Origin of the sequence: Pseudomonas gingeri (assembly GCF_013385425.1) — a bacterium.
GTDB lineage: Bacteria > Pseudomonadota > Gammaproteobacteria > Pseudomonadales > Pseudomonadaceae > Aquipseudomonas > Aquipseudomonas gingeri_D.
In genome coordinates this window covers 210283-235446 of sequence record NZ_JACAQA010000005.1, presented here as the reverse complement: position 1 = coordinate 235446, position 25164 = coordinate 210283, and the positions used below count along the sequence as shown (strand labels likewise).

27 protein-coding genes are annotated in these 25164 nt (G+C 62.7%); 11 read left to right on the top strand and 16 right to left on the bottom strand.

Features of this window, described 5'->3' with window-relative positions:
• Positions 1-139: 139 nt before the first annotated feature.
• From rimO to HX830_RS08755, 5 genes are all read left to right on the top strand, one after another.
• The gene (gene rimO, locus HX830_RS08775) at positions 140-1477 is read left to right on the top strand and encodes a 30S ribosomal protein S12 methylthiotransferase RimO (RefSeq protein ID WP_103496420.1); all 1338 of its coding nucleotides are present in this window, start codon (positions 140-142) and stop codon (positions 1475-1477) included.
• Between the two features lie 102 nt (positions 1478-1579).
• A complete protein-coding gene (locus tag HX830_RS08770; RefSeq protein WP_152740243.1) occupies positions 1580-2029 on the top strand; it encodes a GNAT family N-acetyltransferase in 450 nt (149 codons plus the stop codon).
• A 75-nt stretch (positions 2030-2104) separates the two neighbouring features.
• The gene (locus HX830_RS08765) at positions 2105-2815 is read left to right on the top strand and encodes an rRNA pseudouridine synthase (protein WP_103496418.1); all 711 of its coding nucleotides are present in this window, start codon (positions 2105-2107) and stop codon (positions 2813-2815) included.
• Between the two features lie 54 nt (positions 2816-2869).
• A complete protein-coding gene (locus tag HX830_RS08760) occupies positions 2870-3331 on the top strand; it encodes a DUF1456 family protein (RefSeq protein WP_103496417.1) in 462 nt (153 codons plus the stop codon).
• 104 nt (positions 3332-3435) lie between these two features.
• Positions 3436-4206: an SDR family oxidoreductase gene (locus tag HX830_RS08755; protein ID WP_177099800.1), complete on the top strand. Its 771-nt coding sequence runs from the start codon at positions 3436-3438 to the stop codon at positions 4204-4206.
• 133 nt (positions 4207-4339) lie between these two features.
• Here HX830_RS08755 and HX830_RS08750 read toward each other — a convergent pair whose 3' ends face one another.
• The gene (locus HX830_RS08750; RefSeq protein ID WP_177100213.1) at positions 4340-5437 is read right to left on the bottom strand and encodes a PLP-dependent cysteine synthase family protein; all 1098 of its coding nucleotides are present in this window, start codon (positions 5435-5437) and stop codon (positions 4340-4342) included.
• 316 nt (positions 5438-5753) lie between these two features.
• On the opposite strand from HX830_RS08750, the gene nhaA reads away from it, so the two are divergent.
• Positions 5754-6938, top strand: a complete 1185-nt coding sequence (gene nhaA, locus HX830_RS08745; protein ID WP_103496414.1) for a Na+/H+ antiporter NhaA — start codon at positions 5754-5756, stop codon at positions 6936-6938.
• Positions 6939-7091: 153 nt separating this feature from the next.
• On the opposite strand, the gene HX830_RS08740 is transcribed toward nhaA, so the two are convergent.
• The 6 genes from HX830_RS08740 to dinG form a co-directional block, all read right to left on the bottom strand.
• Positions 7092-7556, bottom strand: coding sequence for a glycine zipper 2TM domain-containing protein (locus HX830_RS08740; protein WP_103496413.1), 465 nt, complete (start codon positions 7554-7556; stop codon positions 7092-7094).
• Positions 7557-7848: 292 nt separating this feature from the next.
• Positions 7849-8496, bottom strand: a complete 648-nt coding sequence (gene pdxH / locus HX830_RS08735) for a pyridoxamine 5'-phosphate oxidase (protein ID WP_152740241.1) — start codon at positions 8494-8496, stop codon at positions 7849-7851.
• Positions 8497-8521: 25 nt separating this feature from the next.
• Positions 8522-9754: an OmpA family protein gene (locus HX830_RS08730; RefSeq protein WP_152740240.1), complete on the bottom strand. Its 1233-nt coding sequence runs from the start codon at positions 9752-9754 to the stop codon at positions 8522-8524.
• A 111-nt stretch (positions 9755-9865) separates the two neighbouring features.
• Positions 9866-11011, bottom strand: a complete 1146-nt coding sequence (locus HX830_RS08725; protein ID WP_177100211.1) for a serine hydrolase domain-containing protein — start codon at positions 11009-11011, stop codon at positions 9866-9868.
• A gap of 138 nt (positions 11012-11149) precedes the next feature.
• Positions 11150-13513: a beta-galactosidase gene (locus HX830_RS08720; protein ID WP_177099798.1), complete on the bottom strand. Its 2364-nt coding sequence runs from the start codon at positions 13511-13513 to the stop codon at positions 11150-11152.
• Between the two features lie 97 nt (positions 13514-13610).
• Positions 13611-15755, bottom strand: a complete 2145-nt coding sequence (gene dinG, locus HX830_RS08715) for an ATP-dependent DNA helicase DinG (RefSeq protein WP_103496409.1) — start codon at positions 15753-15755, stop codon at positions 13611-13613.
• Positions 15756-15854: 99 nt separating this feature from the next.
• Here dinG and HX830_RS08710 point away from each other — a divergent pair, with 99 nt between their 5' ends.
• Complete coding sequence (locus tag HX830_RS08710) at positions 15855-16319, top strand: CopD family protein (RefSeq protein ID WP_103496408.1); 465 nt, start codon at positions 15855-15857, stop codon at positions 16317-16319.
• A gap of 150 nt (positions 16320-16469) precedes the next feature.
• On the opposite strand, the gene HX830_RS08705 is transcribed toward HX830_RS08710, so the two are convergent.
• Positions 16470-17228, bottom strand: coding sequence for a collagen-like protein (locus tag HX830_RS08705; RefSeq protein ID WP_152740237.1), 759 nt, complete (start codon positions 17226-17228; stop codon positions 16470-16472).
• Positions 17221-17499 carry a DUF1145 domain-containing protein gene (locus HX830_RS08700; RefSeq protein ID WP_177099796.1) on the bottom strand — a complete coding sequence of 93 codons (279 nt, stop codon included), beginning with the start codon at positions 17497-17499 and terminating at the stop codon, positions 17221-17223. Before HX830_RS08700 ends, HX830_RS08705 begins: the two co-directional genes overlap by 8 nt.
• Positions 17500-17608: 109 nt before the next feature.
• Here HX830_RS08700 and HX830_RS08695 point away from each other — a divergent pair, with 109 nt between their 5' ends.
• Both HX830_RS08695 and HX830_RS08690 read left to right on the top strand, forming a co-directional pair.
• Entirely contained in the window at positions 17609-18106 is a 498-nt protein-coding gene (locus HX830_RS08695; protein ID WP_103496405.1) for a DUF6231 family protein, read from the top strand.
• A gap of 5 nt (positions 18107-18111) precedes the next feature.
• Entirely contained in the window at positions 18112-18588 is a 477-nt protein-coding gene (locus HX830_RS08690) for a YchJ family protein (RefSeq protein WP_103496426.1), read from the top strand.
• Here HX830_RS08690 and HX830_RS08685 read toward each other — a convergent pair.
• Entirely contained in the window at positions 18581-19084 is a 504-nt protein-coding gene (locus tag HX830_RS08685) for a hypothetical protein (RefSeq protein WP_103496404.1), read from the bottom strand. The genes HX830_RS08690 and HX830_RS08685 overlap by 8 nt on opposite strands.
• Before the next feature lie 133 nt (positions 19085-19217).
• On the opposite strand from HX830_RS08685, the gene HX830_RS08680 reads away from it, so the two are divergent.
• The gene (locus HX830_RS08680) at positions 19218-19700 is read left to right on the top strand and encodes an LEA type 2 family protein (RefSeq protein WP_177099794.1); all 483 of its coding nucleotides are present in this window, start codon (positions 19218-19220) and stop codon (positions 19698-19700) included.
• Between the two features lie 7 nt (positions 19701-19707).
• Positions 19708-19914, top strand: coding sequence for an SEC-C metal-binding domain-containing protein (locus tag HX830_RS08675; RefSeq protein WP_103496402.1), 207 nt, complete (start codon positions 19708-19710; stop codon positions 19912-19914).
• Between the two features lie 105 nt (positions 19915-20019).
• Here the strand turns inward: HX830_RS08675 and rpoS are convergent, their stop codons facing one another.
• From rpoS to ispF, 6 genes are all read right to left on the bottom strand, one after another.
• The gene (gene rpoS, locus HX830_RS08670; RefSeq protein WP_370868291.1) at positions 20020-20943 is read right to left on the bottom strand and encodes an RNA polymerase sigma factor RpoS; all 924 of its coding nucleotides are present in this window, start codon (positions 20941-20943) and stop codon (positions 20020-20022) included.
• 189 nt (positions 20944-21132) lie between these two features.
• The gene (locus HX830_RS08665) at positions 21133-22011 is read right to left on the bottom strand and encodes a peptidoglycan DD-metalloendopeptidase family protein (RefSeq protein ID WP_103496400.1); all 879 of its coding nucleotides are present in this window, start codon (positions 22009-22011) and stop codon (positions 21133-21135) included.
• 196 nt (positions 22012-22207) lie between these two features.
• Positions 22208-22843: a protein-L-isoaspartate(D-aspartate) O-methyltransferase gene (locus HX830_RS08660; protein WP_177100209.1), complete on the bottom strand. Its 636-nt coding sequence runs from the start codon at positions 22841-22843 to the stop codon at positions 22208-22210.
• 41 nt (positions 22844-22884) lie between these two features.
• A complete protein-coding gene (gene surE, locus HX830_RS08655; RefSeq protein ID WP_177099792.1) occupies positions 22885-23634 on the bottom strand; it encodes a 5'/3'-nucleotidase SurE in 750 nt (249 codons plus the stop codon).
• Entirely contained in the window at positions 23622-24680 is a 1059-nt protein-coding gene (gene truD / locus HX830_RS08650) for a tRNA pseudouridine(13) synthase TruD (protein WP_152740230.1), read from the bottom strand. Before truD ends, surE begins: the two co-directional genes overlap by 13 nt.
• On the bottom strand, positions 24677-25150 hold the full coding sequence (gene ispF / locus HX830_RS08645) for a 2-C-methyl-D-erythritol 2,4-cyclodiphosphate synthase (RefSeq protein WP_103496396.1): 474 nt from the start codon (positions 25148-25150) through the stop codon (positions 24677-24679). The genes truD and ispF overlap by 4 nt, the downstream gene beginning before the upstream one ends.
• Positions 25151-25164 lie beyond the last annotated feature (14 nt).

Genomic DNA, 25164 nt, shown 5'->3' with positions numbered 1-25164 from the left:
CTCGTCGCATTTCCCTGCATAAAGCTGGTCAAGTGCCTCGGCCATCGCTAGAATTGCGCACTTTTTGATCAGAGGCGCATCAGCGCCCACGCGACGCCCTTGTCCCAAGTGGCTCGACACCCTAATACCGAGGTTAGACATGTCCACCCCTACCGCGCCAGCCAACCCCAAGGTCGGCTTCGTATCCCTGGGTTGCCCGAAAGCACTGGTCGACTCCGAGCGCATCCTTACGCAACTGCGCATGGAAGGCTATGACGTGGTGTCCACCTACCAGGACGCCGACGTCGTGGTGGTCAACACCTGCGGCTTTATCGACAGTGCCAAGGCCGAGTCCCTGGAAGTGATCGGCGAAGCCATCAAGGAAAACGGCAAGGTGATCGTCACCGGCTGCATGGGTGTCGAAGAAGGCAATATCCGCAAGGTGCACCCCAGCGTGCTGGCCGTGACCGGCCCGCAGCAGTACGAGCAGGTAGTCAATGCCGTGCACGAAGTCGTGCCGCCGCGCCAGGACCACAACCCGCTGATCGACCTGGTGCCGCCGCAAGGCATCAAGCTGACCCCGCGCCACTACGCCTACCTGAAGATTTCCGAAGGCTGCAACCATAGCTGCAGCTTCTGCATCATCCCGTCGATGCGCGGCAAGCTGGTCAGCCGTCCGGTGGGTGACGTACTCGACGAGGCCCAGCGCCTGGTCAAGTCCGGGGTCAAGGAACTGCTGGTGATCTCCCAGGACACCAGCGCCTACGGCGTCGACGTGAAGTACCGTACCGGCTTCTGGAACGGCGCTCCGGTGAAAACCCGCATGACCGAGTTGTGCGAAGCCCTCGGCAGCCTGGGCGTGTGGGTACGCCTGCACTACGTCTACCCATACCCCCATGTCGACGAACTGATCCCGTTGATGGCCGCCGGCAAGATCCTGCCGTACCTGGACATCCCGTTCCAGCATGCCAGCCCGAAAGTGCTCAAGTCGATGAAACGCCCGGCGTTCGAAGACAAGACCCTGGCGCGGATCAAGAACTGGCGGGAAATCTGTCCGGACCTGATCATCCGCTCGACCTTTATCGTCGGTTTCCCCGGCGAGACCGAGGAAGACTTCCAGTACCTGCTCGACTGGCTGACCGAAGCCCAGCTCGACCGCGTCGGCTGCTTCCAGTACTCGCCGGTCGAAGGCGCACCGGCCAACGACCTTGGCCTGGACGTGGTCCCGGATGACGTCAAGCAGGAGCGCTGGGATCGCTTCATGGCCCATCAACAGGCCATCAGCACCGCCCGCCTGCAACTGCGCATCGGCCGCGATATCGAAGTGCTGATCGACGAAGTCGACGAACAGGGTGCGGTCGGTCGCTGCTTCTTCGACGCCCCGGAAATCGACGGCAACGTGTTTATCGAAGGCGCCGGCGATCTCAAGCCCGGCGACAAGGTCTGGTGCCGGGTCACCGACGCCGACGAATACGACCTCTGGGCTGAAACGATCTAAGCTGTAAATAATCTGAAAAGCCCCGCTCTTTCAACGAGATGCGGGGCTTTTTTACGGCTATAGTCTGGCGTGTGTACAACCGCGATGGAAGGAATCTGCTACATGCCCCAGCTCCCGGTGATCCAAACCCCCAAGCCCGGTGACTACCCGGAACTGGCCCAGCTCTGGGAAGACTCGGTGCGCGCTACCCATGACTTCCTGCCGGACAGTTATCTCCAACTGCTGAAGAACATGCTGCTGACCCACTACCTGGATGCGGTCATGCTGGTCTGTACCCGCGATTCGCGCCAGCGCATCACCGGTTTTGCCGGGGTCGCGGCGGGCAAGGTCGAAATGCTGTTCATCGCCCCGCACGCACGCGGCACGGGCTTGGGCAAGCTGTTGCTGCGCTACGCCATCGAACACCTGAATGCCGATGAACTGGACGTCAACGAACAGAACGCCCAGGCCGTCGGTTTCTACTTCAAGCAGGGCTTCGAGGTGATCGGTCGCTCGGAGAAGGATGGCATGGGCCAGCCCTATCCTTTGCTGCATCTGCGCCTCAAGCGCTGAGTGCGACAAATGTTGCCGGGCTTAACCGGCGCCAGGCAGGTACAATAGCCGCCCCCCTTTTTTACGGCCGCCGTCATGTCTGAACCCACTCGCCTTTCCAAACGCCTGATCGAGCTGGTCGGCTGCTCCCGTCGGGAGGCCGAACTGTTCATCGAAGGCGGCTGGGTCACGGTCGATGGCGAAGTCATCGACGAGCCGCAGTTCAAGGTCCAAGCCCAGAAAGTCGAACTGGACCCCGAAGCCAAGGCCACCGCCCCGGAGCCGGTGACCCTGTTGCTGCACCAACCGGTCGGCCTGGACCCCGAGGCGGCCATGCAACTGCTGCACGCCGAGACGCTCTCCGAGGAACACCGCTATGGCAAGCGTCCGCTCAAGGGGCACTTCCTGCGCCTGACCGCGGGTGCCGACCTGCAAGCCGGCGCCAGCGGCCTGGTGGTGTTCACCCAGGACTGGAAAATCCTCCGCAAGCTCACCGCCGACACGGCCAAGATCGAGCAGGAATATGTGGTGGAAGTCAGCGGCGATATCGTCGAGCACGGTCTCAACCGCCTGAGCCATGGCCTGACCTACAAGGGCCGCGAGTTGCCCGCGGTGAAAGCCAGCTGGCAGAACGAGAACCGCCTGCGTTTCGCGATGAAAAACCCGCAACCCGGGGTGATCGCGCTGTTTTGCCAGGCGGTCGGGCTCAAGGTCGTGTCCATCCGTCGGATCCGTATCGGCGGCGTCTCCATCGGCAAGGTGCCCGTGGGCCAATGGCGCTACCTGTCGACCAAGGAAAAATTCTAATCCCCGCTTCAACGTCGCGCAGATGCGCGGCGTCTACCTCTCAGGATGGTTCACATGATTCACAACGACGTACTGCGTAGCGTGCGCTACATGCTCGACATCAGCGACAACAAGGTCGTCGAGCTCATCAAGCTGACCGGCTTCGAAGTGGCCAAGGCCGATGTCATCACCTACCTGAAAAAGGATGAGGAAGAAGGCTTTGTGCATTGCCCGGACGAGGTCATGGCGCACTTTCTCGATGGCCTGGTGATCTTCAAGCGCGGCAAGGACGAAAGCCGTCCGGCGCTGCCGGTCGAGCTGCCGGTGACCAACAACATCATCCTGAAAAAACTGCGGGTCGCCTTCGAGCTGAAGGAAGACGACATGCACGCCATTCTCAAGGCCGCCGAGTTCCCGGTGTCCAAGCCCGAGCTGAGCGCGCTGTTCCGCAAGTTCGGCCACACCAACTACCGTCCCTGCGGCGACCAGTTGCTGCGCAACTTCCTCAAGGGGCTGACGCTGCGCGTTCGCGGCTGATCCGCTTCGACGTGCATGGCGCATCATTGCGCCGCCCAATAGTGGCTCCGCTTTTGACTCCTGACGGCTAGGGTATCGATACCTTTTCGCACTCAGGATTCGCCATGCACCCTTACTTCTCCCTGCAAGGCCGCACCGCCCTGGTCACCGGCGGTACCCGTGGCATCGGCAAGATGATCGCCAAGGCCTTTGTCGAGGCCGGTGCCCACGTCTACGTCTGTGCCCGGGATGCCGAAGCCTGCCAGCAGACCGCCGATGAACTCGGCGCCCTCGGGCACTGTGAGGCCCTGGCCGCCAACCTGGCGACCGAGGAAGGCGTGCTGGCGCTGGCAACACGCCTGGGTGAGCGGATCGATCGACTGGATATCCTCGTCAACAACGCCGGCACCACCTGGGGTGCGCCGCTGGAAAGCTATCCGGTGAAGGGCTGGGAAAAGGTCATGCAACTGAACGTGACCTCGGTCTTCAACTGCATCCAGCAATTCCTGCCGTTATTGCGCAAGGCCGGTTCGGCGGCGAACCCGGCGCGAATCATCAATATCGGTTCGGTGGCGGGGATCTCCTCGTTCGGCGAACAGGCCTATGCCTATGGCCCGAGCAAGGCCGCCCTACATCAGTTGTCACGGATTCTGGCGCGGGAGCTGGTCAGCCAGCACATCAACGTCAATGTGATCGCGCCGGGACGCTTTCCGAGCAAGATGACCCAGCATATCGGCGCCGACGAGCAGGCGCTGGTCGAGGACACGGCGTTGATTCCCATGAAGCGCTGGGGGCGCGAGGAAGAGATGGCGGCGCTGGCGATCAGTTTGGCGAGCACGGCCGGGGCTTATATGACCGGGAATATCATTCCTCTGGATGGCGGCTTCAGCCTGTAATCACAGGAAATACCGAAGACTAACTTGTGGAACCCCATACCTGTGGGAGCAGAGCTTGCTCGCGAAGGGGCCCTTGTGGCCGCTAAAAGCTTCGCGGCGGTGCGGCGATCCGGCAAGCTCCGCTCCCACAAGTTCAGATCCCGGCCCGCAACACGCTTTCGGGCAGCGCCTCGCCGCGCTCGACACTGGCTGCCACAGCCGCGATCAGCCCATCCAGCTCATACCCCTGGGTCTTCAGCCACTGCGGATCGTAATAGGTGGTGGCGTAACGCTCGCCGCCGTCACAGAGGATCGCCACGATCGACCCGCTCTCTCCCGCCTGGACCATCTGCCGTGCCGCCATCAGCGCACCGACCAGGTTGGTGCCGCTGGAACCGCCGACCCGCCGCCCCAAACGCTGCGCCAGGTAATGCATGGCCGCCAGGGACAAGGCATCCGGCACCTTGACCATGGCATCGATCACCTTGGGCAGGAACGACGCCTCGACCCGTGGACGCCCGATCCCCTCGATCCGCGAACCGCAGTCCAGACGCAGGCCGGCGTCCCCCGTCAGGTAAAAGTCAAAGAACACCGAACGCTCGGCATCGGCGCACAACACCCGGGTGCCATGCTGGCGATAACGCACATAACGCCCCAGGGTCGCCGTGGTGCCGCCGGTACCTGGGCTGGAAATCAGCCAGCTCGGCTCCGGATGCCGCTCGAAACGCAGCTGCTGGAAAATCGACTCGGCGATATTGTTGTTCGCCCGCCAGTCAGTGGCCCGTTCGGCGTAGGTGAACTGATCCATGAAATGGCCGCCGCTCTCCCGGGCCAGGCGCTCGGACTCGGCATAGATCTGCGTCGGGTCCTGCACCAGGTGGCTCTTGCCACCGTAGAAGGCAATCTGCGCGATCTTTTCCTGGGACGTGGTGGCCGGCATTACCGCGATAAACGGCAGGCCCAGCAGGCGCGCGAAATAGGCTTCGGAGATTGCCGTCGAACCGCTGGACGCCTCGATCACCGGCGCGCCCGGACGCAGCCAGCCATTACACAGCGCATAGAGGAACAGCGAACGCGCCAGGCGATGCTTCAGGCTGCCGGTCGGATGGCTGGACTCGTCCTTGAAGTACAGCTCGATGCCCGGCAGGCCCGGCAGCGGCAAAGGGATCAGGTGGGTGTCGGCACTGCGCTGGAAGTCGGCTTCAATGATCCGGATCGCTTCCCGGGCCCACTGTCGGTTGTCGCTCATGATGGGTACTCGTCTTGGAACGGAGGTGCTCGAAAGCACTGACGGCTGGCTGCGCCACTGGCCCAGGGCCAAACCGCTGAAGGATAAACAGAGATCGGAGCCCTGACAGGCTCCACGGCAATAATCCGTTAACTATAGGAAGTTTCCTACCGACCGCACAGATACAGTGAAGACGCAATTAGACACACAACTGCTAGGCTTTTGCGGTCAGCCCCTCAATCACCCGCTTATAACAAAAAAGAATATAACTTTTGTTTTAACAACTAACAGTACGGGTTAGGGTGTCCTACCTTTTTGAATTCATCGATGGAGAGCGACCTTGCCTCTGCGTAGCACTTTCACCCGTTTCTTTCAGCTGGAAGCTGCCAGCGGCCTGCTATTGATTGCCGCCGCAGCCCTGGCCCTGATCATCAACAACTCGCCGTTGTCGCACCTCTACGCCGGTCTGCTGGACGTGCCGGTGGTGGCCCAGGTCGGCGCCCTGCAAATCGCCAAACCCCTGCTGCTGTGGATCAACGACGGCCTGATGGCATTGTTCTTCCTGCTGATCGGCCTGGAGGTCAAGCGCGAACTCCTCGAGGGCCATCTGTCCAAGCCGTCGCAGGTGGTGCTGCCTGGTGCGGCAGCGATCGGCGGCATGGTGGTGCCGGCGCTGATCTACTGGTTCCTCAACCGTGACAATCCGGCGGCGCTCGACGGCTGGGCGATCCCCATGGCCACCGACATCGCCTTCGCCCTCGGGGTGCTGGCCTTGCTCGGCAAGCGGGTGCCGGTGTCGCTGAAGCTGTTCCTGATGACCCTGGCGATCATCGACGACCTGGGCGCGATCATCGTCATTGCAATCTTCTATTCCCATGAACTGTCGACATTGTCGCTGGCGCTGGCCGGGGCCTGCCTGGTGGCGCTGATCGCGATGAATCGCCTGGGGGTGGTCAAGCTCGGGCCCTATATGGTGATCGGCCTGATCCTCTGGGTCTGCGTGCTCAAGAGCGGCGTGCATGCGACGCTGGCCGGCGTGACCCTGGCGTTCTGCATTCCGCTGCGCACCCACAACGCCGAAGCCTCGCCATTGCTGAGCCTGGAGCATGCGCTGCATCCCTGGGTGGCGTTCGGCATCCTGCCGCTGTTCGCCTTTGCCAACGCCGGCGTGTCCCTGGCAGGCGTGAACCTGGAAAGCTTCACCCACCCTGTGCCGATGGGCATCGCCGCCGGCCTGCTGATCGGCAAGACGGTGGGCGTCTTCGGCCTGACCTGGCTGGCGGTCCGCGCGGGCCTCGCGGCGCTGCCCCACGGCGCCAACTGGGGGCAGGTGTTCGGCGTGGCGATCCTCTGCGGCATCGGTTTCACCATGAGCCTGTTTGTCGGCTCCCTGGCCTTTATACCGGGCAGCAGCGACTACGCCGGCATGGACCGCATGGGGATTCTCACCGGTTCGATCCTGGCGGCGGTGATCGGCTATGCCGTGATGGCGGGGGCCAGTCGCAAGCCCAAGGCGTCCGTGTAGCGTTCCGACAAAAGTTTTGGCGGTCTCACGGACCTCTTCGCGAGCAAGCTCTGCTCTACAGGTTCGTGGTGATCGCCTAATCAGCGAACACCAGAAAAAGAAAACCCCGACCAGTTACCTGGCCGGGGTTTCTTTTTAAGGCTGATTGCGAAATCAGTGGGAAACGCGGCTGGTGCCACCCACGGTGGAAATACGCACGCGCTCACCAACCCGGAAGATTTCGTTCGGCTGAACTTCCTGCACATAGGCACGCATGCTGCCGTCGTCTTCACGTACGGTGATTTCAACACCCTGGGCGCTGGTCAGGCCTTTTTCAGCCATGTTGCCCAGCACGCCACCAGCGACCGCACCAATCACCGCCGTCACGATACTGCCACGACCACCGCCGATGGCACTGCCGCCGACGCCACCGACAATAGCACCGGCACCGGCACCGATAGGCGAGTTGCTGCCTTCGATTTTCACTGGACGCAGCGACTCGATGGTGCCCATGCGAATGGTCTGCACGCGACGCGCTTCGTCACGGGAATAGGAATCGCCGGTCAGGCTGTTGGTGCAACCACCCAGCAACATCGCCATCGTGGAGAAGGAAGCAATCAACAAAACAGACTTACGCATAGGATCAACTCCAAAAGATATGACTTTAATTAAACTCCGCAGCTTGATCCCTGTCACGGCACCGCACGGATAAAATGATGTTCATTCAGCGCCAGTACAGCCTCGGCGCCCGGGAATTCGGAGCACATCAGACACTCGATGGAACGTGATCTGGCGCTACGGCTACCGGGAGACAGTGCAATACACAAAAAGTTCATATCTGAACTTCTGCGCAAATTCTGGGGGAAGCTTATCAAGCATCTGGCTTGGCGGCAGTGGTTTGAAACCACTGCCCCGGGAAATCCAGGTCAGATCAAGGTGCCAGGCGCCGACGTGTCCAGTCCGCGCCAAGCAGGCGGTAGTCGAGCCGGTCATGCAGGCGACTGGCGCGACCTTGCCAGAATTCGATGCGCTCCGGTAGCAAACGATAACCGCCCCAATGCTCAGGGCAGTCGGGCCGGGTATCGCTGAAACGCGCTTCGGTGTTCTGGAGCAAGCCCTCGAGTTCCCCGCGATCGGCAATCACTCGGCTTTGCGGTGAAGCCCAGGCCCCCAACCGACTGCCCAACGGGCGCACCTGGAAGTAGGCATCCGACTCCTGCGCCGAGACCTTGACCACCCGCCCCTCGATCCGCACCTGGCGTTCCAGGGTCGGCCAGAAGAAGGTCATCGCGGCAAAGGGACGGGCCGCCAGTTGCCGGCCCTTGTCGCTCTCATAGTTGGTGAAGAAGGTAAAACCCGCCTCGTCCAGGCCCTTGAGCAACAGGATGCGGCAATGCGGGCGCCCTTCCTCGTCCACCGTTGCCAGGGTCATGGCATTGGCCTCGACAGGCGCCTGCTCGGTTTTCACCGCCTCGGCGAACCACTGGTGGAACAGCGCAAACGGCTCGGCCGGGGCCAGGGCCTCGGTGAGACCGTCACGGGTGTAGTCTCGGCGCATATCCGCCAGGGCTTGAGTCATGGCGCGTTCCCTCTCGATCGTCAGGTCAGTTCTTGGTCGAGCTGTCGGTGCTGGCGTCTTTCTTCGCCGGCGCTGCAGCCTTGTCCGCCGCGGGCTTGGCCGCCGCTTTCTTGACCGGGGCCTTCTTGTGCACCGGGGCTTTCTTGGCCACGGCCTTGCCCTTGGCAGCCGCTTTCTTCGCCACAGGCGCAGCCACTGCCGGCTTGACGTCAGCAGCCGCCACCTGGGTGACCGGAAGCGGAGCCGGCATCGGAATGCTGTATTTGCTCAACAGCGCAACCATGGTGTTCTGCGGCGTCAGGATGATTTCCACACGACGGTTCAGGGCACGGCCTTCGCTGCTGTCGTTGGCGGCACGCGGCATGTCCGCGCCCATGCCACGCAGCATCAGGCGATCACGATGCAGGCCGCTGAGACCGAAGATCGCGGCAACGGACTGAGCCCGTTGCTGGCTCAAGGCCTGGGTCGACTCGGCGCTGGTGCTGTTGTCACCATGGCCGAGGATCAGCACGGCGGTCTTGGGATCGCCCTCGACGGTCTTGGCGATTCGGCTGAAAGGACCGAGGGTGACCGGCAGCAACATTTCCGGGCGTTTGGGGTTGTAGAAACCGTCCACGGGGGCAATGACCACCAGCACGTTTTCACGCCGCTCCAGCTTCAGGGAGCTGTCCTGGATGGCGACACGCAGGCGCGGCTCATAGTCGTCGAGCCAGGCCTGGGTGATTTTCGGATCGGGCATCGGCACGGCCTTGACCGGCGGCGGGGCGGTTTCCTTGGCCTTGTCCGAGCTGCCGAACGGCCACCACCAGTGGGTAGCAGGATCGGTCTGCGGTGCTGGCGTCGTTGCGGCGGCAACCGCCGTGGCCAGTGGCACGGGCTTGTCCTGTGGCTTGGCGGCCGGCGCAGCAGCCTGGGCCGGGTCTTTCACGGCAGCCTTGTCGGACGAACCGAACGGCCACCACCAGCTGCTGCCGGTATCCGCGCTGGCTGTCGGCGCGACTGCAACGCTTGGAGCTGCGGGTGCCACGACAGGCGCTACCGGAGCACCGGCCTTGGCGGCGGGCGCGGGTGCAGCAGGTTTGGCCGGGAGCTTGGCAGCATCCTTGGACGTGGCTACGGCTGCCGCAGGAGCGGCGGGTGTACCCGCGTTAGCTGTCGCCGGGGCTTGAGCAATGTCCTTGTCCGCACTTTGTGGAAGTTGCGCACAACCGGTCACGGTCAGGCAGAGGGCCAGGGCGAGAGACTTGTTCGATGACATTGGATATCCACAAAATGAGATAGAGAAACGAGGGCCTTCAGGCCCCATGAAACAGTGTATTAGAAAGCAAAAAAGTCACAGGGTTCCGGCCTACGACTTTATCCGAGCATTCTACAGACAGCCGGCAAGAATCCGTACTAGCTTCTGTGCCCGTGGGTCCATCAAGACATAAGGGCCGAGGGTATTGGTAACGAAGCCAAACGCGACATCGTATTCGGGGTCGGCAAAGCCGACGGAACCGCCGGCACCCGGGTGGCCGAAGGCCTTGGCCCCGAGGCCGAACGTGGCGTTGGGAACCTCCGGCTGATCGAGCATGCAGCCCAGGCCGAAACGGGTCTGGGTCAGCAGGGTCTTGTCCATGCCCAGGCTGTGCTGGCGGGTCAGTTCCTCGAGCATGTCGGCTTCCAGCAGACGGCCATCCAGCAGGCCGCTGTAGAAGCCAGCCAGGCTGCGGGCGTTGCCATGCCCGTTGGCGGCCGGCTGCTGCATGCGCCGCCATTCCGGCTTGTTGGTGCTGGTCATGATCGACGGAGGGTTGGTGAACGCCCGGGTACTCATCGCCTCGGGTTCACGCATGGTCACGTGCAGCAGTCGCTGGGCCGCCGCATCACCGACATTGCCCTTGCCCCGGGCGATATGGGCGACGCGATGGAATTCCTCGTCCGCCAGGCCGACATGAAAGTCCAGGCCCAGCGGCCGGGCAATCCGCGCCACGATGGACTCGCCCGGCCCACGGCCATCGGCGCGTCGCAACAACTCGCCGACCAGCCAGCCATAGGTGATCGCGGCGTAGCCATGGCCCTCGCCGGGCGTCCACCAGGGGGCTTCGGCCGCCAGGGCGTCGACCATGGTCTGCCAGTTGTAGAGCGCCTCGGGAGGCAGCAACTGGCGCAAGGCCGGCAAGCCGGCCTGATGGCAGAGCAGCTGGCGCAGGGTGATACCGGACTTGCCGGCGGCGGCGAACTCGGGCCAATACTGGGCAACCGGAACATCCAGTTGCAGCTTACCCTCGGCCACCAGTTGCAGCGCGGTGACAGCGGTAAAGGTCTTGGTGCAGGAAAACAGGTTGGCGATGGTGTCGCTGTGCCAGGCCTCGGCGCCATCCTTGTCGGAGGAGCCGGCCCAGAGATCGACCACGGTTTCACCGCCGATCTGGATACAGAGCGCGGCGCCGCGCTCCTGGGGATCGTCGAAAAGGGCCGCGAAGGCTTCGCGCACCGCCTCGAATTGAAGTTCGAAATGACCCTGAATCTGCACCCGTGACTCTCCCGCCGCAACACCTTCCAAAGTGGCCTGCATTGTTCCAGCGATTGGCAGGTTTGGGAACAGACCTGAATCAGACAATTCGTAACACCTTGCAAGAATTGTCAGACGTTGCGCGAAACACTGTAGGAATCAGTGGCCATTGCCGGAGTGACCGCCGGAATGTCCGGCACCCTCCCCGCCAGCGCTACCCGAACGACCGTTGCCACCATTGTCATCCTGGCCGATGCCCTTCGCGGCCTTCTGCTGCGCCTCCACCTTGGCTTTCTCGGCTTCCTTGTTGAGCAAAGCCAGGGCCTGCTGGTTGCTCTTGCGCACGCTCTCGACAAAGCCCTGGAATGGCACATCGGTAATGCCCACCAGGCCGAAATGGCCGTTTTCACCGTCCAGCAGACGACCGCTGACCGGCTGGTCGAGGTACTGGAACCAGTGCACGCCGACGATCGACGGCTGGGCCACCGCCTGCTTGAGGAACGCGGCATAGGCCGGGCCCCGATCTTCTTCCCGGGCCAGTTCCGTCACGCCGCCCCAGAATGGGCCACGGTCCTTCGAGCCGAAGTTGAACTCGGTGATCAGCACCGGTTTGTTCAATGCCTCCAGTTGATCGAAGTCGTATCCGTCCTGGGGCTTGAGGGTGTAGAAGTTGAAGCTCAACACATCGCAGTACTGGGCACAGGACGCCACGGCCTCGGGCGTGCTGACGGCAAAACGACCGCCCAGCAGCAGGTGATTCGGCGCATGCCATTTCAGCGAGTCGGAAATGGTCTTGAAGTAGGTATCGGCAAACACCTTCTGGAAATACTTCAGGTCCGCTTCGATCTGCGGGTGGGCGGGATTGGGCAGCGGCGCCTCGAAACCCGGGTCTTCCATCTGCTCCCAGGTCGGAATCTCCACGCCCCAGGCCTTGGAAAGGCCCTGCTGGTTGCGGTACTTGTCGCGCAACTGCTTGAGGAAGGCGCGCTTGGCCGGTACGTCGGTGGTCATGCGCAACGTGCCGTAGGCCAGGGCGTAACGGGATTTCGGATCGTCGCCGGGACCGGCCCAGGCCAGTTCGTTGTCGGCGAAGTAACCCACCAGCCAAGGATCGTCGCGATGATCACGTGTGGCAATCGCCACCGCGCGCTCGGTGGCCATGGCAAAACGCGGGTCGAACGGGTCGGGCATGCCGCCCCACCAGTCGCTGCCAGTGCTGATGCTCGCATAATCGCCGACGATGGACAGTGGCAAGGTGTAAGGCACACGGTCATTCAGGCCCAGGGCCGGATCGCTCCAGTTGCCGATGGTGTTGAAGCCCCAGGCCTGCAAGCGGTCCAGGGTGTGTTTCTGCCAGCGTTGCTCGTCCAGACCCGGGGCGCAGGGCACCTTGGGTTCAGCCGGCGCGGCGGTCGCGCACGGCGAACCGTAGGTGCGTTCCAGGTTGGCGCCATAGAAATCGAACCAGCGCCCGGACTTGAACGCCCGGCCCTGGGAAGCCCCGGTGATGATGCTGTTGTCGGCCTTGCCATAGTAGGCGGCCAGGGGCTCACCGTCCTTGGGCAAGTCGCTGAACATGCCTTCACGACCTTCGACATAGGTCTGCTGGTCGTGAGCGCTGACGGTATTCACACCCAGTGAGTAGAACGGATGCCCCTGCGGCGTCACCAGGTACCAGCGGCCGTCGTGTTTTTCGGTGCGGAAGAAACCCGTGGCGTCGAAGAGCGGGCCCTTGAGCGAACCGCCGAACTTGTCCCGGGCACTGCGCTCGCGCTCGGTCAGCCAGGTCTTCAGTTGCTGGCTTTCCTTGCTCGCGGCGGCCTTGAGCTGATCGTCGCTGCTGATTTTTTCCGGCCACTTGGCACGGGTCGACTGGCCGTAGCCATCCACCAGCGAGCTATAGACGGCCTTGACCACATCGTCACCGGCCTGCACGCCGAAACGTTCCAGAAGGATGTTCTGAGCCACTTTGGGGGCGTCCATCGACAGGGTCACCGACACCACCTGCTGGCGATTCAATTCACCCTGGCTGCTGGCCAGCAACACCCGCTGGCCATCCACCGTGGTCGGCATCGGCGGACCGGCACGCATGCCCTGGCTCAACGGCGAACTGGCCTGCAGTGGCACCAGCAAGGTCTGCGCGGGACCGGCCGGCAGGTCGACGCGACTGGTGAGGGTCTTGCCGTCGCTGCTCTGGATCGTCACGTTGAGGGTCAGCGCCCAATCCATCGCACTCTGGATCCGCAGGCTCATGGCCCCCGCTTGCGACCAGTCCCAGGCACCGGTCTGCGGCGTGAGACGCAGGCTCGGCTGCGCTGCAGGGTTGAAGGTGACCCGCCGCAGCACTTCGCCTTCGGCCGTCTGCTCCGCGTTGTATTGCGGCAGGCTCGCATCCACGGTGACCACCTGCACCACATCGGCGGGACGAACGAAGTTGAACAGCGTCTGTTGCCCCGCAGGCGCGGCCCAGAGCGGCGCGGCGAACAACAAGGCGAAAACGGCGGGCAGCGTACGGCCAATCATATGAATCAAACTCTCCCTTACGGCCAGTCAGAGGCCAGTGTGGCGCCAAGCGGCGCCATCCGTAGACAACGAAGTTGGTAATTCAACCTACATCACATCAAGAAATTTCCCGCCGGAACGGCGGCAAGGCATTGAGGATAGCTTTACCGTAGCGCTGGGTGACCAGACGCCGGTCGAGCAAGGTGATGATGCCGCGGTCTTCCTCGGTGCGCAGCAGCCGCCCGCAGGCCTGGACCAGCTTGAGGGAAGCGTCCGGCACGGAGATTTCCATGAACGGGTTGCCGCCACGGGCTTCGATCCATTCGGCCAGTGCCGCCTCGACCGGATCGTCCGGGACCGAGAAGGGAATCTTGGCGATCACCACGTGCTCGCAATAGGCGCCTGGCAAGTCCACCCCTTCGGCAAAGCTCGCCAGGCCGAACAACACGCTGGAATCACCGCCATCGACCCGGGCCTTGTGTTTGTTGAGGGTTTCCTGCTTCGACAGGTTGCCCTGGATGAATACCTGCTTGCGCCAGTCGCGGTCCAGGCCGTCGAACACGTCCTGCATCTGCTTGCGCGAGGAAAACAGCACCAGGGTGCCCTTGGAGCCTTCCACCAGTTCCGGCAGGTCGCGAATGATCGCGGCGGTATGCGCCACTGCATCGCGAGGGTCGGCGTTGAGATTCGGCACCCGCAGCACACCGGCATCGGCGTGATGGAAGGGGCTCGGCACCACTGCGGTCACGGCTTTTTTCGGCAGGCCGGCACGCATGCGGAAACGGTCGAAGGTCCCCAGCGCGGTGAGGGTTGCCGAGGTCACCAGGGCGCCGTAGGCCACGTTCCACAGATTGCGCCGGAGCATTTCAGCGGCGAGGATCGGACTGGCGTTGACCTCGATGTCAAACAACACACCGCTCTCGGCCAGGCTCAACCAGCGGGCCATGGGCGGATTATCTTCCGGGTCTTCGGCGGTAAAAGCGGTCCACAGCTCCCAGTTGCCCTGGGCGCGGGAAAGCAGGCTACCGAACAGCGGATACCACTCCTCGGCCTGGTGGCTGGCGATGCCGATATTGACCTCGCCATCCATGCCTTCCTTGAGCAACTCGGTCAGGCGGGTGAAGAGGTCGTTGAGGCGGGCGAAGCCTTTCTTCAGCTCGATGCCCATCTCGCGGATATGCTCGGGGATCACCCCGCCGACAAAACGATGGCGCGGCCGCTCGCGGCCCTCGGTGTCTTCACCGGTCTTGAAGTCGGCCAGTTGCTCGCAGGCGCTGAACATGAACTGCTGGTGGGTCTTGATCTCCCGAGCCAGCTCCGGCACCTGCTCGATCAGCTTGCCCAGGTCACCGGGCAGCGGATGCTGGGCCAGCAGCTTGGTCAGGTTCTTGGCGGTCTGCTCCAGCCAATCGGCGGTGGAGCGCAGCCGCGTGTAGTGTGCGAAGTGACCGATGGCCTTGTCCGGCAGGTGGTGGCCTTCGTCGAACACATAGAGGGTGTCACGTGGGTCGGGGAGCACCGCGCCCCCCCCCAGGGCCAGGTCGGCGAGCACCATGTCATGGTTGGTGACGATCACGTCGACCTTGCCCATGCCCTCGCGAGCCTTGTAGAAGGCGCACTGGCCGAAGTTCGGGCAATGGCGGTTGGTGCACTGGCTGTGATCGGTGGTCAGGCGCGCCCAATCGGCGTCTTCCAGGGCGTTGGGCCAGCTGTCGCGGTCGCCGTCCCATTTGTTCCCGGCGAGCTTCTCGATCATGCTGGTGAACAGCTTCTGGCTGGCCTCGTCGACCTCGATGCGGAAACCTTCCTCTTCGAACAACTGCGCGGTGGCGGTCTGCGCATGGCCCTCCTGCAACAGCATGTCGAGCTTGGACAGGCACATATAGCGCCCGCGGCCCTTGGCCAGGGCGAAGCTGAAGTTCAAACCGCTGTTGCGCATCAGGTCGGGCAGGTCCTTGTAGACGATCTGCTCCTGCAGCGCGACGGTGGCGGTGGCGATCACCAGACGCTTGCCGGCGGCCTTGGCGGTGGGAATCGCCGCCAGGCTGTAGGCCACGGTCTTGCCGGTACCGGTACCCGCCTCCACGGCGACCACGGCCGGATCGCCACTGCGCCGGCCTTCGTCATCGGTGTCGATATCGCCGAGGACCTTGGCCACTTCGGCGATCATCAGGCGCTGGCCGTAACGCGGCTTGAGGCTCTTGGCTTCGAGAAAACGCGAGTAGGCGCCCTGGATCGTGGTTTTGAGTTCGGTGCTGATCATGAGTCTTCAGGCGCAAGAAACGCTGGATAAATTTTCAGTGGTTCGAATGGACGGCTATCATACCCCGCTAAACCCTCGCGCGCCGCACGGAGTACCCGAATGACCGTTTTTGCCCTTGTCTACACCCTCCACGTCCTGGCCGCGCTGGTCTGGGTCGGCGGTATGTTCTTCGCCTGGATGATCCTCCGTCCGGCGGCCATGGCCGCGTTGGAAGGCCCGGCCCGGCTGAAGCTGTGGCTTCAGGTGTTCCAGCGCTTCTTCGTCTGGGTCTGGGTCGCGGTGGTGCTCCTGCCGATCAGCGGCGTGGGGCTGATCCAGTTGCGCTTCAGCGGATTCGAGACCGCACCGCGTTATGTACAGGTCATGATGGGCCTGTACATCGTCATGGTTGCAGTCTTTATTCGTATCCAGTCGTTGCAATTGCCGGATCTGCGCCAGGCGGTAGAGGCCCAGGACTGGCCTGCGGGTGCGGCGACGCTGGGACGGATTCGGCGGCTGGTGGGGATCAATCTGCTGATCGGACTGGTGCTGGTGGCCGTTGCGGCGGCACGTCCGATGTTTTGAATGCGGAGGCTGGCTGGACGCAGGAGCCGGGCCTGCCACGGACCGTGTAGGAGCCGGCTTGCCGGCGATGAGGTCAGCAAGCCTGGCATGATCGGTCGCTATCGCCGGCAAGCCAGCTCCTACAGGGTTTGTAGCGTTTTCACGATATTGTTACAGCCGCTGAACCGTCACGCTGCCCGCGGGACCAACCGGCCCCGGCTTGCCCGCCAGACCCGGACGACCGGACTTGCCACCGTCTGTGTCGTAGACAAAACAACCCTTGGACTTGCCGCCCGCGCCCGGACGCCCCGCCGCGCCGGCAATACCGCCGTTACCGCCATCGACCAGCACCTGGATCTGCGCCGCAGGATAATCCCGTGGCAACTGCAACCGAACCTGTGCCCCCGCCGCGCCCGGATGGCCATCGCCGCCATTGTCGCCGTCCGCGCCTTGACCGGCCGCGCCCCAGGTACAACCCGGCTCATCGCCATTGGCCCCATCAAGCCCGACAAACCCCGGCACACCCGCGCCACCCCGGGCATCGATCGACAGCAATGGACCGCTGAGCGCATCGATGCGCAGATCCAGGTTCCGTCCCGGCGAAGGGGCTCGCTGATAGGTGCCCGGTGCTCCAACCGCACTGATCTGGCTACCGCTACCCAGCTCGGCACGCGTGGCCTTGAGTGCGAACCCCTGCTCGCTCGGTACAATGGCGATACGCGCCGACTTGCCCAGGTGCAGTTCACCGATATTCAGTTGCGTGACGCTGGCAGGCACCAGCAAGGTACCAAAGTCGGCCACATCCAGACGTTCCAGTTGCAGCACCGAAGTGCTGGCGGGCAGGCGCAGCATGGAATTGGTTTCGACGGTCACGACCTGGGCAAACGCCAGGGGGCTGCACAGGGCAGCCAGCAGACACAGGCTACGCATGCTGGTGTTCCTCACGGGTGGGCAAAGGCAGGATTTGCAGATGGAACATGCCGAACAGCAGGATCTGCGCCCGGTCGCGCCAGGGATGGGCGCGGCCCCGCAGGCTGCCATTGAACAGCATGATCTCCAACAAATGTGTCAACAGCAGCATGCTCCCGGCCAGATCCACCAGGACCCGGAACGGACTGATCAGCGGATGCACCAGATTGACCAGCACCACCAGCCAGAACATCAGCGTCAACACCTTCCCCAGCCCCCAAAGCACCTTCATACGCCCCCCTGATGAGTTATTCTTTGGCGCACAGTAAGGCGAGTCAGGGCAGTTTGCCAGAGGCCGTTGAAAATTCGCCCGTGTTTGCCGCTCCGACCGAGGAATCCCGATGCCTGAAAGCCTTTCCGCCCGCACGCCCCAGCAAGCACTGGCGGCCCTGCTGGACCGTTACGCCCCGCAAAACCTGCTGCTCGTCGGGGCCGGCAGCTTTCCGGCACTGGAGGCGTTCCAGGCCGCCCATCCCGAAACCCAGGTGGCCTTCGCCGAACCTGGCCCGCTGTCGGCCGCACTGGCCGCCCGGCGTTTCGACCTGGCGCTGGTGGTCGACTGTCTGGAGCACCTGCCCAAGCGTGACGGCCGGCAGCTGCTCGGTGGCATTCGCAACCTCAACGCCAGCCGCATCGCGGTGCTGGTGGACATGGCCGCCAGCGGCTGGCAGGACAGCGACTTCTTCGCCCTGGCCCTGCAAAACAGCGAACGCTTTGCCCGCGACGAGCAGGTACTGACGTTGTTCACCTATGATCTGAAGGAATACAAACAGGTGCCGGACTGGCTGAACGCCAAGTTCTGGGCCAATCCGGAAAATTTCGGCAAGTACTGGTGGTGATTCCCGTGAGCACATCCATCTGTCCCTGTGGTAGCGGCAACCTGCTGGAGGCCTGCTGCGGCCATTATCACGCGGGCCATCCGGCCCCCTGCGCCGAAGCCCTGATGCGCTCGCGCTACTGCGCCTATGTATTGGGGCTGGTCGACTACCTGGTGAACACCACGCTGCCCATTCAACAACCGGGGCTGGACCGCCAGGCCATCGGCGAATGGAGCGCGCAAAGCACCTGGCTGGGCTTGGAGGTGGAAAGCTCGGAAGTCTTTGGCGGCCAGCCCGAGCATGCCTTCGTGACCTTTACCGCGCGTTGGCACGACAGCAACGGCGAACACAGCCACCGGGAAAAGTCGTCCTTCGTACAAACCGATGGGCGCTGGTATTTCATCGACCCCACCGTGCCCCTCAAGGCCGGGCGCAATGACGCCTGTCCTTGCGGCAGCGGGCAGAAATACAAGAAGTGCTGTTCCGGCTACCTGCTCAGCTGAGGCGCAGGTGTGAGATATCCGGCACCGTGACGACGGTTGCCACCGACAGTTGGCCCATGTCGGCACCGACCGGCGCCACGCTGAAGGCCGACAGATCCAGGGCCAACGCGACGGGCTCGGGCTTGGCATCCTGCATATCGCTGCCGACCTCGGCGATGCCGAAGTCCGGCGCATCGACCTCGCTGAACGCGGCCATATAGGCATCCCGCGGCGCCACCTGGGCACGGCCCGGCGCTGGGACCGGGGCCGTCATCTCGATCTCTTCGACGGCCATCTCGACCACCGCGACCAGCGCCCCGGCACGCTCGAGGGTGACCCGATACTTTTCCGCCGCCGCGGCATCGAGATTGCTCTTGAGCACCAGGCGCCGTCCGGAGAACAGCAGTTCGATGCGCTGGGCATCGGCCTGGAACAGCCGGGCCAGGTTGCTTTTGACCTGATCGGGCGCAGCACCGGGTAGCGATTCGCCACTAAAGACAATCTCGTAAAGCGTCATGATCACACTCCTGTGCGCCGACCTGATCCGTTGCGCGAATGCTCGGCAGTATCACCCAGTGGATTTACCGCCACAACCATGAGCTTTTTCTGTCGCAGGCTTGCTATGCTGGGGCCTCGGCGGGAGGAACCCCATGCACTCACGGACACTTGGCACGCTCGGCCTGCTTATGCTGTTGACGCTTTCCGGCTGTGCGTCCTGGTTCGATGGCGGTACCCGCGAGCCCGAGGTTCGCCTGGTGCGGGTCGAACTGATCAAGGCGCGCCTGGTACAACAGAAATTTCGCCTGCACTTTCGTGTCGACAACCCCAACGACGACAGCCTGACCGTACGCAGCCTGCATTATCGTCTCTACCTCGACGGCTGGCTACTGAGCGAAGGCGAGTCCGACACCGGCTGGTTCACCGTGGAAGCCAACAGCCACGCCTCCCTGGTCATTCCAGTCAGGACCAACCTCTGGGAACACCTGCGCGACCTGACCAAGCGCCTGAAACACCCCCATGATCCGATCCCCTACCGACTGGAGGGCGAACTGGAAACCGGACTATTCCTCAGCCATGACGTGCACCTGGAGCGTAAAGGCGAGATAATTCCCGCCGAAATTATTCCGGAGTGACACCAGCATGACCCAGCAACCCCATGTCCACGGCCCTGATTGCAACCACGATCACGAGCATGAGCAGCACGATCACGACCATGGCCATGTCCACGGCCCGAACTGCGGTCACGCTCACCAGGAGCCGGTACGCAACGCGCTGAAGGACGTGGGTCGCAACGATCCGTGCCCGTGCGGCAGCAGCAAGAAATTCAAGAAGTGCCACGGGGCCTGAGGCTTTCTGCCAGTAACGCCTCCGCAGGAACGCATTGAACCCATTTCAATGCAAAAAAATCCCCGACCAGATCGGGGATTTTTTATGGGCAGGTGCAGGAGCGCGCTACTGGAACAGCGCCTCGCTGGACAGGCCATTCTTCTCGAGGATCTCGCGCAGGCGCTTGAGTCCCTCGACCTGGATCTGCCGAACGCGCTCGCGGGTCAGGCCGATCTCCAGGCCGACATCCTCCAGGGTACTGCTCTCATGCCCGCGCAGGCCAAATCGCCGTACAACCACCTCACGCTGCTTGTCGGTCAATTCCGACAACCACTGGTCGATACTCTGGGACAGGTCGTCGTCCTGAAGCAACTCGCAGGGATCGGTAGGTCGATCATCGGTGAGGGTATCGAGCAACGTCTTGTCGGAATCCGGCCCCAGGGACACGTCCACCGAAGACACCCGCTCATTCAGGCCGAGCATGCGCTTGACCTCACCCACCGGTTTTTCCAGCAGGTTGGCGATTTCTTCCGGGGAAGGCTCATGATCGAGTTTCTGGGTCAGCTCCCGTGCCGCCCGCAGATAGACGTTCAGTTCCTTGACCACGTGAATAGGCAGGCGAATGGTCCGGGTCTGATTCATGATCGCCCGTTCAATCGTCTGGCGGATCCACCAGGTGGCATAGGTTGAGAAGCGAAAGCCACGTTCCGGATCGAATTTCTCCACCGCCCGGATCAAGCCGAGGTTGCCCTCTTCGATCAGGTCCAGCAGGGAAAGACCGCGGTTGACATAACGTCGGGCGATTTTCACCACCAGGCGCAGGTTGCTTTCGATCATGCGCTTGCGGCCCGCGGGATCGCCACTTTGCGACAGGCGCGCAAAATGAACTTCTTCTTCCGGGGACAACAAGGGGGAAAAACCGATTTCATTGAGATACAACTGGGTCGCATCCAGCGCCCGCGTGTAGTCAATGTACTTGTGCTGCTTGAGCGCAGCAGCATTCTTGGTCTTGGCACGAACTGGGGGTGGAGAACTGTCGTCCTCCGGCATCATATCCATGACGATGTCGGAGTCCATAAGGAGCACCTCATCATCGATGTCAAACCCCGGCGCTTCTTTACTGAGAGCCATTGTTATAGTCCTTTGGTGAGTTCGACCTCAAGCTCGAGCGGCGCCTTTATCCTTGGCAACGCTGGAACCTGTTCCCACTACAGTCAGGAGAACAGGCTGGAAAACGGATCAACGACGTGGCAGGAATTGCAGTGGGTCTACGGGTTTCCCCTGGCGGCGAATCTCAAAATGCAGTTTCACCCGGTCCGTACCAGTTGATCCCATCTCGGCAATTGTCTGTCCGACCTTGACCTGCTGACCCTCCCGAACCAACAGCCTACGGTTGTGACCGTAAGCACTGACGTAGGTATCACTGTGTTTGATGATGACCAGCTCGCCGTAGCCCCGCAACCCACTCCCGGCGTAAACCACTGACCCATCAGATGCAGCTAAAACAGGCTGTCCCAAATCTCCGGCGATATCAATACCTTTATTCAAACTACCGTTTGAAGAGAATTTTCCAATCAGAATACCGTTTGAAGGCCACGCCCAACCCTTCGGCGCGGGACCGGCCGGCGGCATCGGCGCCGCTGCCGCAGGTGCCTGGGCCGCGGGTTGCGAGGTGGTTGCAGTGCCAGATGCGCCGTTGGCCGGACGCCGGGTGATAGTGAACTTGCTCGAAGGCGAAGCGCTCGACGACGTCGAGGCGACAGCCGTCGGCGTTGAATTTGAACGGCTGTCGAAGCGAATCGCCTGACCCACGTGGATGGTGTAAGGCTCGGGAATATTGTTACGCGCGGCCAGGGCTTTCCAGTCCCAACCGTAGCGGAAGGCGATCGAAAACAGGGTATCGCCACGGGTGACCACATGCTGGCCGGTGGTGGTCATCGGTTTCTGTGGCGTCGCGCTGGCGGCTGTCGTTGTAGCGTTGCCGTTACGATCAACGACGCGCACGCCGTTCTTTGGAGCACTGGAGCAACCAGCCAGTAAAGCACTGAGGGCAAGGCCGATCATCAGGCGCTGAACGCTTGCTTTACCCATACGCTGCCGAATGACTGTGAGACTCACCCGCCGCTCCCTTTGTGGTGGCTGAAATAAGAGTGCCTGTACAGGCGGTAATGTGACGTAAGTATAACTGGCTGTTGGAATTTCACTGACAACAAAGCCAAGTCGAAAACCCGACACATTTTAAACATGGGTGCCGTACCAGTCCCGCTCTAAGACCTACGACCTTAAACAGAATTCATTGCCGTTCAACAAATGTTCAGGCCAACGGTCCGTTAAGCAGCGGAACGAAACGTACCGCGCCTAATACATGACGGGAAAAACCCTGCTCTTCGCGCACGATCAGCATCAACTGCTGGACTTCACCGGCACCCACCGGAATCACCAGGCGACCGCCCGGGGCCAATTGATCGAGCAAGGCCTGGGGCACATCCGTGGCGACGGCGGTGACAATAATGCCGTTGTACGGCGCCAGTGCCGGCCAGCCCTCCCAGCCATCGCCCCAGCGGAACACCACGTTGCGCAGGTTGAGCTCGACCAGACGCTCCTTGGCGCGATCCTGCAGGACCTTGATCCGCTCCACCGAAAACACCCGCTCCACCAGCTGCGACAGCACCGCCGTCTGGTAACCGGAGCCGGTACCGATCTCCATCACCTTGTCCAGCGGCCCGGCCTCCAGCAGCAGCTCGCTCATGCGCGCCACCATATAAGGCTGGGAAATGGTCTGGTTGTGGCCGATCGGCAGCGCCGTATCTTCGTAGGCACGATGGGCCAGTGCCTCGTCGACAAACAGATGACGCGGCGTGCGACGGATCACTTCCAACACCTGGGCGTTGGTCACACCTTCTTCATAGAGTCGCTGAATCAAGCGTTCGCGGGTTCGCTGGGAGGTCATGCCGATACCGCGACGCATCAGTTCGTCTTGCTCACGGGTCATCAAGCAAGCCCCTCCAGCCAACCGCCCAGCGACTGGAAGGCATCATTGAAGGTGCGATCCAGTTGCAGCGGCGTCACCGAGACAAACCCTTGCATCACGGCATGGAAGTCCGTCCCCGGGCCACCGTCTTCGGCGTCTCCGGCGGCGGCGATCCAGTAACCGGCCTTGCCCCGTGGGTCGACCACCCGCGTCGGCGCCGCGGCCCGGGCCCGATGGCCCAGGCGCGTGAGCTGGATACCGCGAATGCGCTCCAGGGGCAGATTGGGAATATTCACATTGAGCACCGTGCGCGCGGGCAGCGCCAGGCCTTCATGGGCCTGCACCAGCAGGCGGGCGAAATGCGCGGCGGTGGCCAGGTTGTCGACCTGGCGCGAGGCCAGCGAAAAAGCGAACGAAGTACGCCCGAGGAAGCGCCCCTCCAGGGCGGCCGCCACCGTACCGGAATACAGCACGTCATCCCCCAGGTTGGCCCCCAGGTTGATACCGGACACCACCATGTCCTGCTCCTGCGCCAACAGGGCATTGAGCCCCAGGTGCACGCAGTCGGTGGGTGTGCCGTTCAGGCTGATAAAGCCGTTGGGCAATGTATGTGGGTGTAGCGGGCGATCCAGGGTCAGCGAGCTGCTGGCGCCACTTTTGTCCTGGTCCGGGGCAATCACCGTGCACTCGGCATAGTCCACCAGCGCAGCATGAAGCGCGGCGAGACCGGGTGCGAAAACCCCATCGTCGTTCGAAATCAGAATACGCATGAGCTGTCCGTCTGTCCTACCGGCACCAGATCGACGAGTTCGCGCACCAAAGCAGTGGCGAAGCATCCGGCCGGCAGGATGAATTCCAGTTGCAGAATATCAGACTCCGGATAATGCCACGACAACCGGCCAATGGGCAGCCGCAGGATGCGTCGTTCGTGTTCCATTGTCGCCTTGACCAGCCATTGGCAGAGCTCGGCCTCGCGCTCGGCAACCGCTTGCTCCAGGGCAAAAGTCGCACCCGCCGCCGGTGACGGACCTTCGCCCCACTGCGGACCGGTGGGGTGCAGATCGAGAATGGCCAGGCGCGGATCGCTGCATTCGGCCTCACCGGCCGGGAAGAAACTGCGGCTGTCGGTGAAGGCCAGCAGGTCGCCGACCTGGGCCCGGTTCCAGCTGCCGTCGGCGACACGCGCCGCCAGCACCTGGTTGAACAGGTAGCTGCGGGCCGTGGACAGCAACCGCGAACGCACATTGCGCTGCTCGGGCAAGGCCTGGCGCGCCGCATAGGAACGGGCCTCGCCGAGGTTGCCACCGAGGTGACCGAAACGCTGGGCGCCGAAATAATTCGGAATACCTTGCGCGGCGATCTGTTCGAGGCGTTGCTGCAGGCCGTCCTTGTCCGCGTTCAATTGGGTCAGGCGCAGGGTGAAGCCGTTGGCGGCATGGGCGCCGCGTTGCAGCTTGCGCTTGTGCCGCGCACTCTTGAGGATCAGCAGGCTGTCGTTCTGGGCCGCCGACAGGTCCGGATCGGCCTTGCCCGGCAGTTGTACGCTGAACCACTGGCGCGTCAGGGCCTGGCGGTCCTTGAGACCGGCATAGCTGACGGTACGCAACGGCACGCCGGCGGCCTTGGCGATACGCCGGGCAGCCTCTTCCGTATTCAGGCCGCGCTTCTCCACCCACAACCACAGGTGCTCGCCCTCGCCGCTCAGCGGGATATCGAGGACTTCATCGACCTGGAAGTCTTCGGCCGTGGCCTTGAGCACCGCGCTCCCGAGGACATCGCCGTAGGCACGCGGGCCCAGCAGTTCCAGTTCAGTCATGCGCGTAGCAACAAGGCGACGCTGTGCACAGCGATGCCTTCTTCACGGCCGGTGAAACCGAGCTTTTCAGTGGTGGTGGCTTTGACGTTCACTTGATCCAACTCAACTTCAAGATCCGCGGCAATCAGCGCGCGCATCGATTCGATATGCGGCGCCATTTTCGGCGCCTGGGCAACGATAGTGTTATCGACGTTGCCGACTTTCCAGCCCAGGGCCTTGATCAACGACACCACATGACGCAGCAGCACCCGGCTGTCGGCGCCCTTGTAGGTCGGGTCGGTGTCCGGGAAGTGCTTGCCGATATCGCCCAGGGCCGCCGCTCCCAGCAGCGCATCGCTCAAGGCATGCAGCAGCACGTCGCCGTCGGAATGGGCGAGCAGCCCGTGGTGGTGTGCAATCCGCACGCCGCCCAGGGTGATGAAGTCGCCTTCGGCGAAACGGTGCACATCATAGCCGTGGCCAATACGCATAAAAAAACGCCCCG

What these genes read in the sequence shown, in the direction of transcription:
- rimO (WP_103496420.1), top strand. Translation starts at nt 140, where the DNA reads ATGTCCACCCCTACCGCGCCAGCCAACCCCAAGGTCGGCTTCGTATCC.
- HX830_RS08770 (WP_152740243.1), top strand. Translation starts at nt 1,580, where the DNA reads ATGCCCCAGCTCCCGGTGATCCAAACCCCCAAGCCCGGTGACTACCCG.
- HX830_RS08765 (WP_103496418.1), top strand. Translation starts at nt 2,105, where the DNA reads ATGTCTGAACCCACTCGCCTTTCCAAACGCCTGATCGAGCTGGTCGGC.
- HX830_RS08760 (WP_103496417.1), top strand. Translation starts at nt 2,870, where the DNA reads ATGATTCACAACGACGTACTGCGTAGCGTGCGCTACATGCTCGACATC.
- HX830_RS08755 (WP_177099800.1), top strand. Translation starts at nt 3,436, where the DNA reads ATGCACCCTTACTTCTCCCTGCAAGGCCGCACCGCCCTGGTCACCGGC.
- HX830_RS08740 (WP_103496413.1), bottom strand. Translation starts at nt 7,556, where the DNA reads ATGCGTAAGTCTGTTTTGTTGATTGCTTCCTTCTCCACGATGGCGATG.
- pdxH (WP_152740241.1), bottom strand. Translation starts at nt 8,496, where the DNA reads ATGACTCAAGCCCTGGCGGATATGCGCCGAGACTACACCCGTGACGGT.
- HX830_RS08730 (WP_152740240.1), bottom strand. Translation starts at nt 9,754, where the DNA reads ATGTCATCGAACAAGTCTCTCGCCCTGGCCCTCTGCCTGACCGTGACC.
- HX830_RS08720 (WP_177099798.1), bottom strand. Translation starts at nt 13,513, where the DNA reads ATGATTGGCCGTACGCTGCCCGCCGTTTTCGCCTTGTTGTTCGCCGCG.
- dinG (WP_103496409.1), bottom strand. Translation starts at nt 15,755, where the DNA reads ATGATCAGCACCGAACTCAAAACCACGATCCAGGGCGCCTACTCGCGT.
- HX830_RS08710 (WP_103496408.1), top strand. Translation starts at nt 15,855, where the DNA reads ATGACCGTTTTTGCCCTTGTCTACACCCTCCACGTCCTGGCCGCGCTG.
- HX830_RS08705 (WP_152740237.1), bottom strand. Translation starts at nt 17,228, where the DNA reads ATGCGTAGCCTGTGTCTGCTGGCTGCCCTGTGCAGCCCCCTGGCGTTT.
- HX830_RS08700 (WP_177099796.1), bottom strand. Translation starts at nt 17,499, where the DNA reads ATGAAGGTGCTTTGGGGGCTGGGGAAGGTGTTGACGCTGATGTTCTGG.
- HX830_RS08695 (WP_103496405.1), top strand. Translation starts at nt 17,609, where the DNA reads ATGCCTGAAAGCCTTTCCGCCCGCACGCCCCAGCAAGCACTGGCGGCC.
- HX830_RS08685 (WP_103496404.1), bottom strand. Translation starts at nt 19,084, where the DNA reads ATGACGCTTTACGAGATTGTCTTTAGTGGCGAATCGCTACCCGGTGCT.
- HX830_RS08680 (WP_177099794.1), top strand. Translation starts at nt 19,218, where the DNA reads ATGCACTCACGGACACTTGGCACGCTCGGCCTGCTTATGCTGTTGACG.
- HX830_RS08675 (WP_103496402.1), top strand. Translation starts at nt 19,708, where the DNA reads ATGACCCAGCAACCCCATGTCCACGGCCCTGATTGCAACCACGATCAC.
- rpoS (WP_370868291.1), bottom strand. Translation starts at nt 20,943, where the DNA reads ATGCCGGAGGACGACAGTTCTCCACCCCCAGTTCGTGCCAAGACCAAG.
- HX830_RS08660 (WP_177100209.1), bottom strand. Translation starts at nt 22,843, where the DNA reads ATGACCTCCCAGCGAACCCGCGAACGCTTGATTCAGCGACTCTATGAA.
- surE (WP_177099792.1), bottom strand. Translation starts at nt 23,634, where the DNA reads ATGCGTATTCTGATTTCGAACGACGATGGGGTTTTCGCACCCGGTCTC.
- truD (WP_152740230.1), bottom strand. Translation starts at nt 24,680, where the DNA reads ATGACTGAACTGGAACTGCTGGGCCCGCGTGCCTACGGCGATGTCCTC.
- ispF (WP_103496396.1), bottom strand. Translation starts at nt 25,150, where the DNA reads ATGCGTATTGGCCACGGCTATGATGTGCACCGTTTCGCCGAAGGCGAC.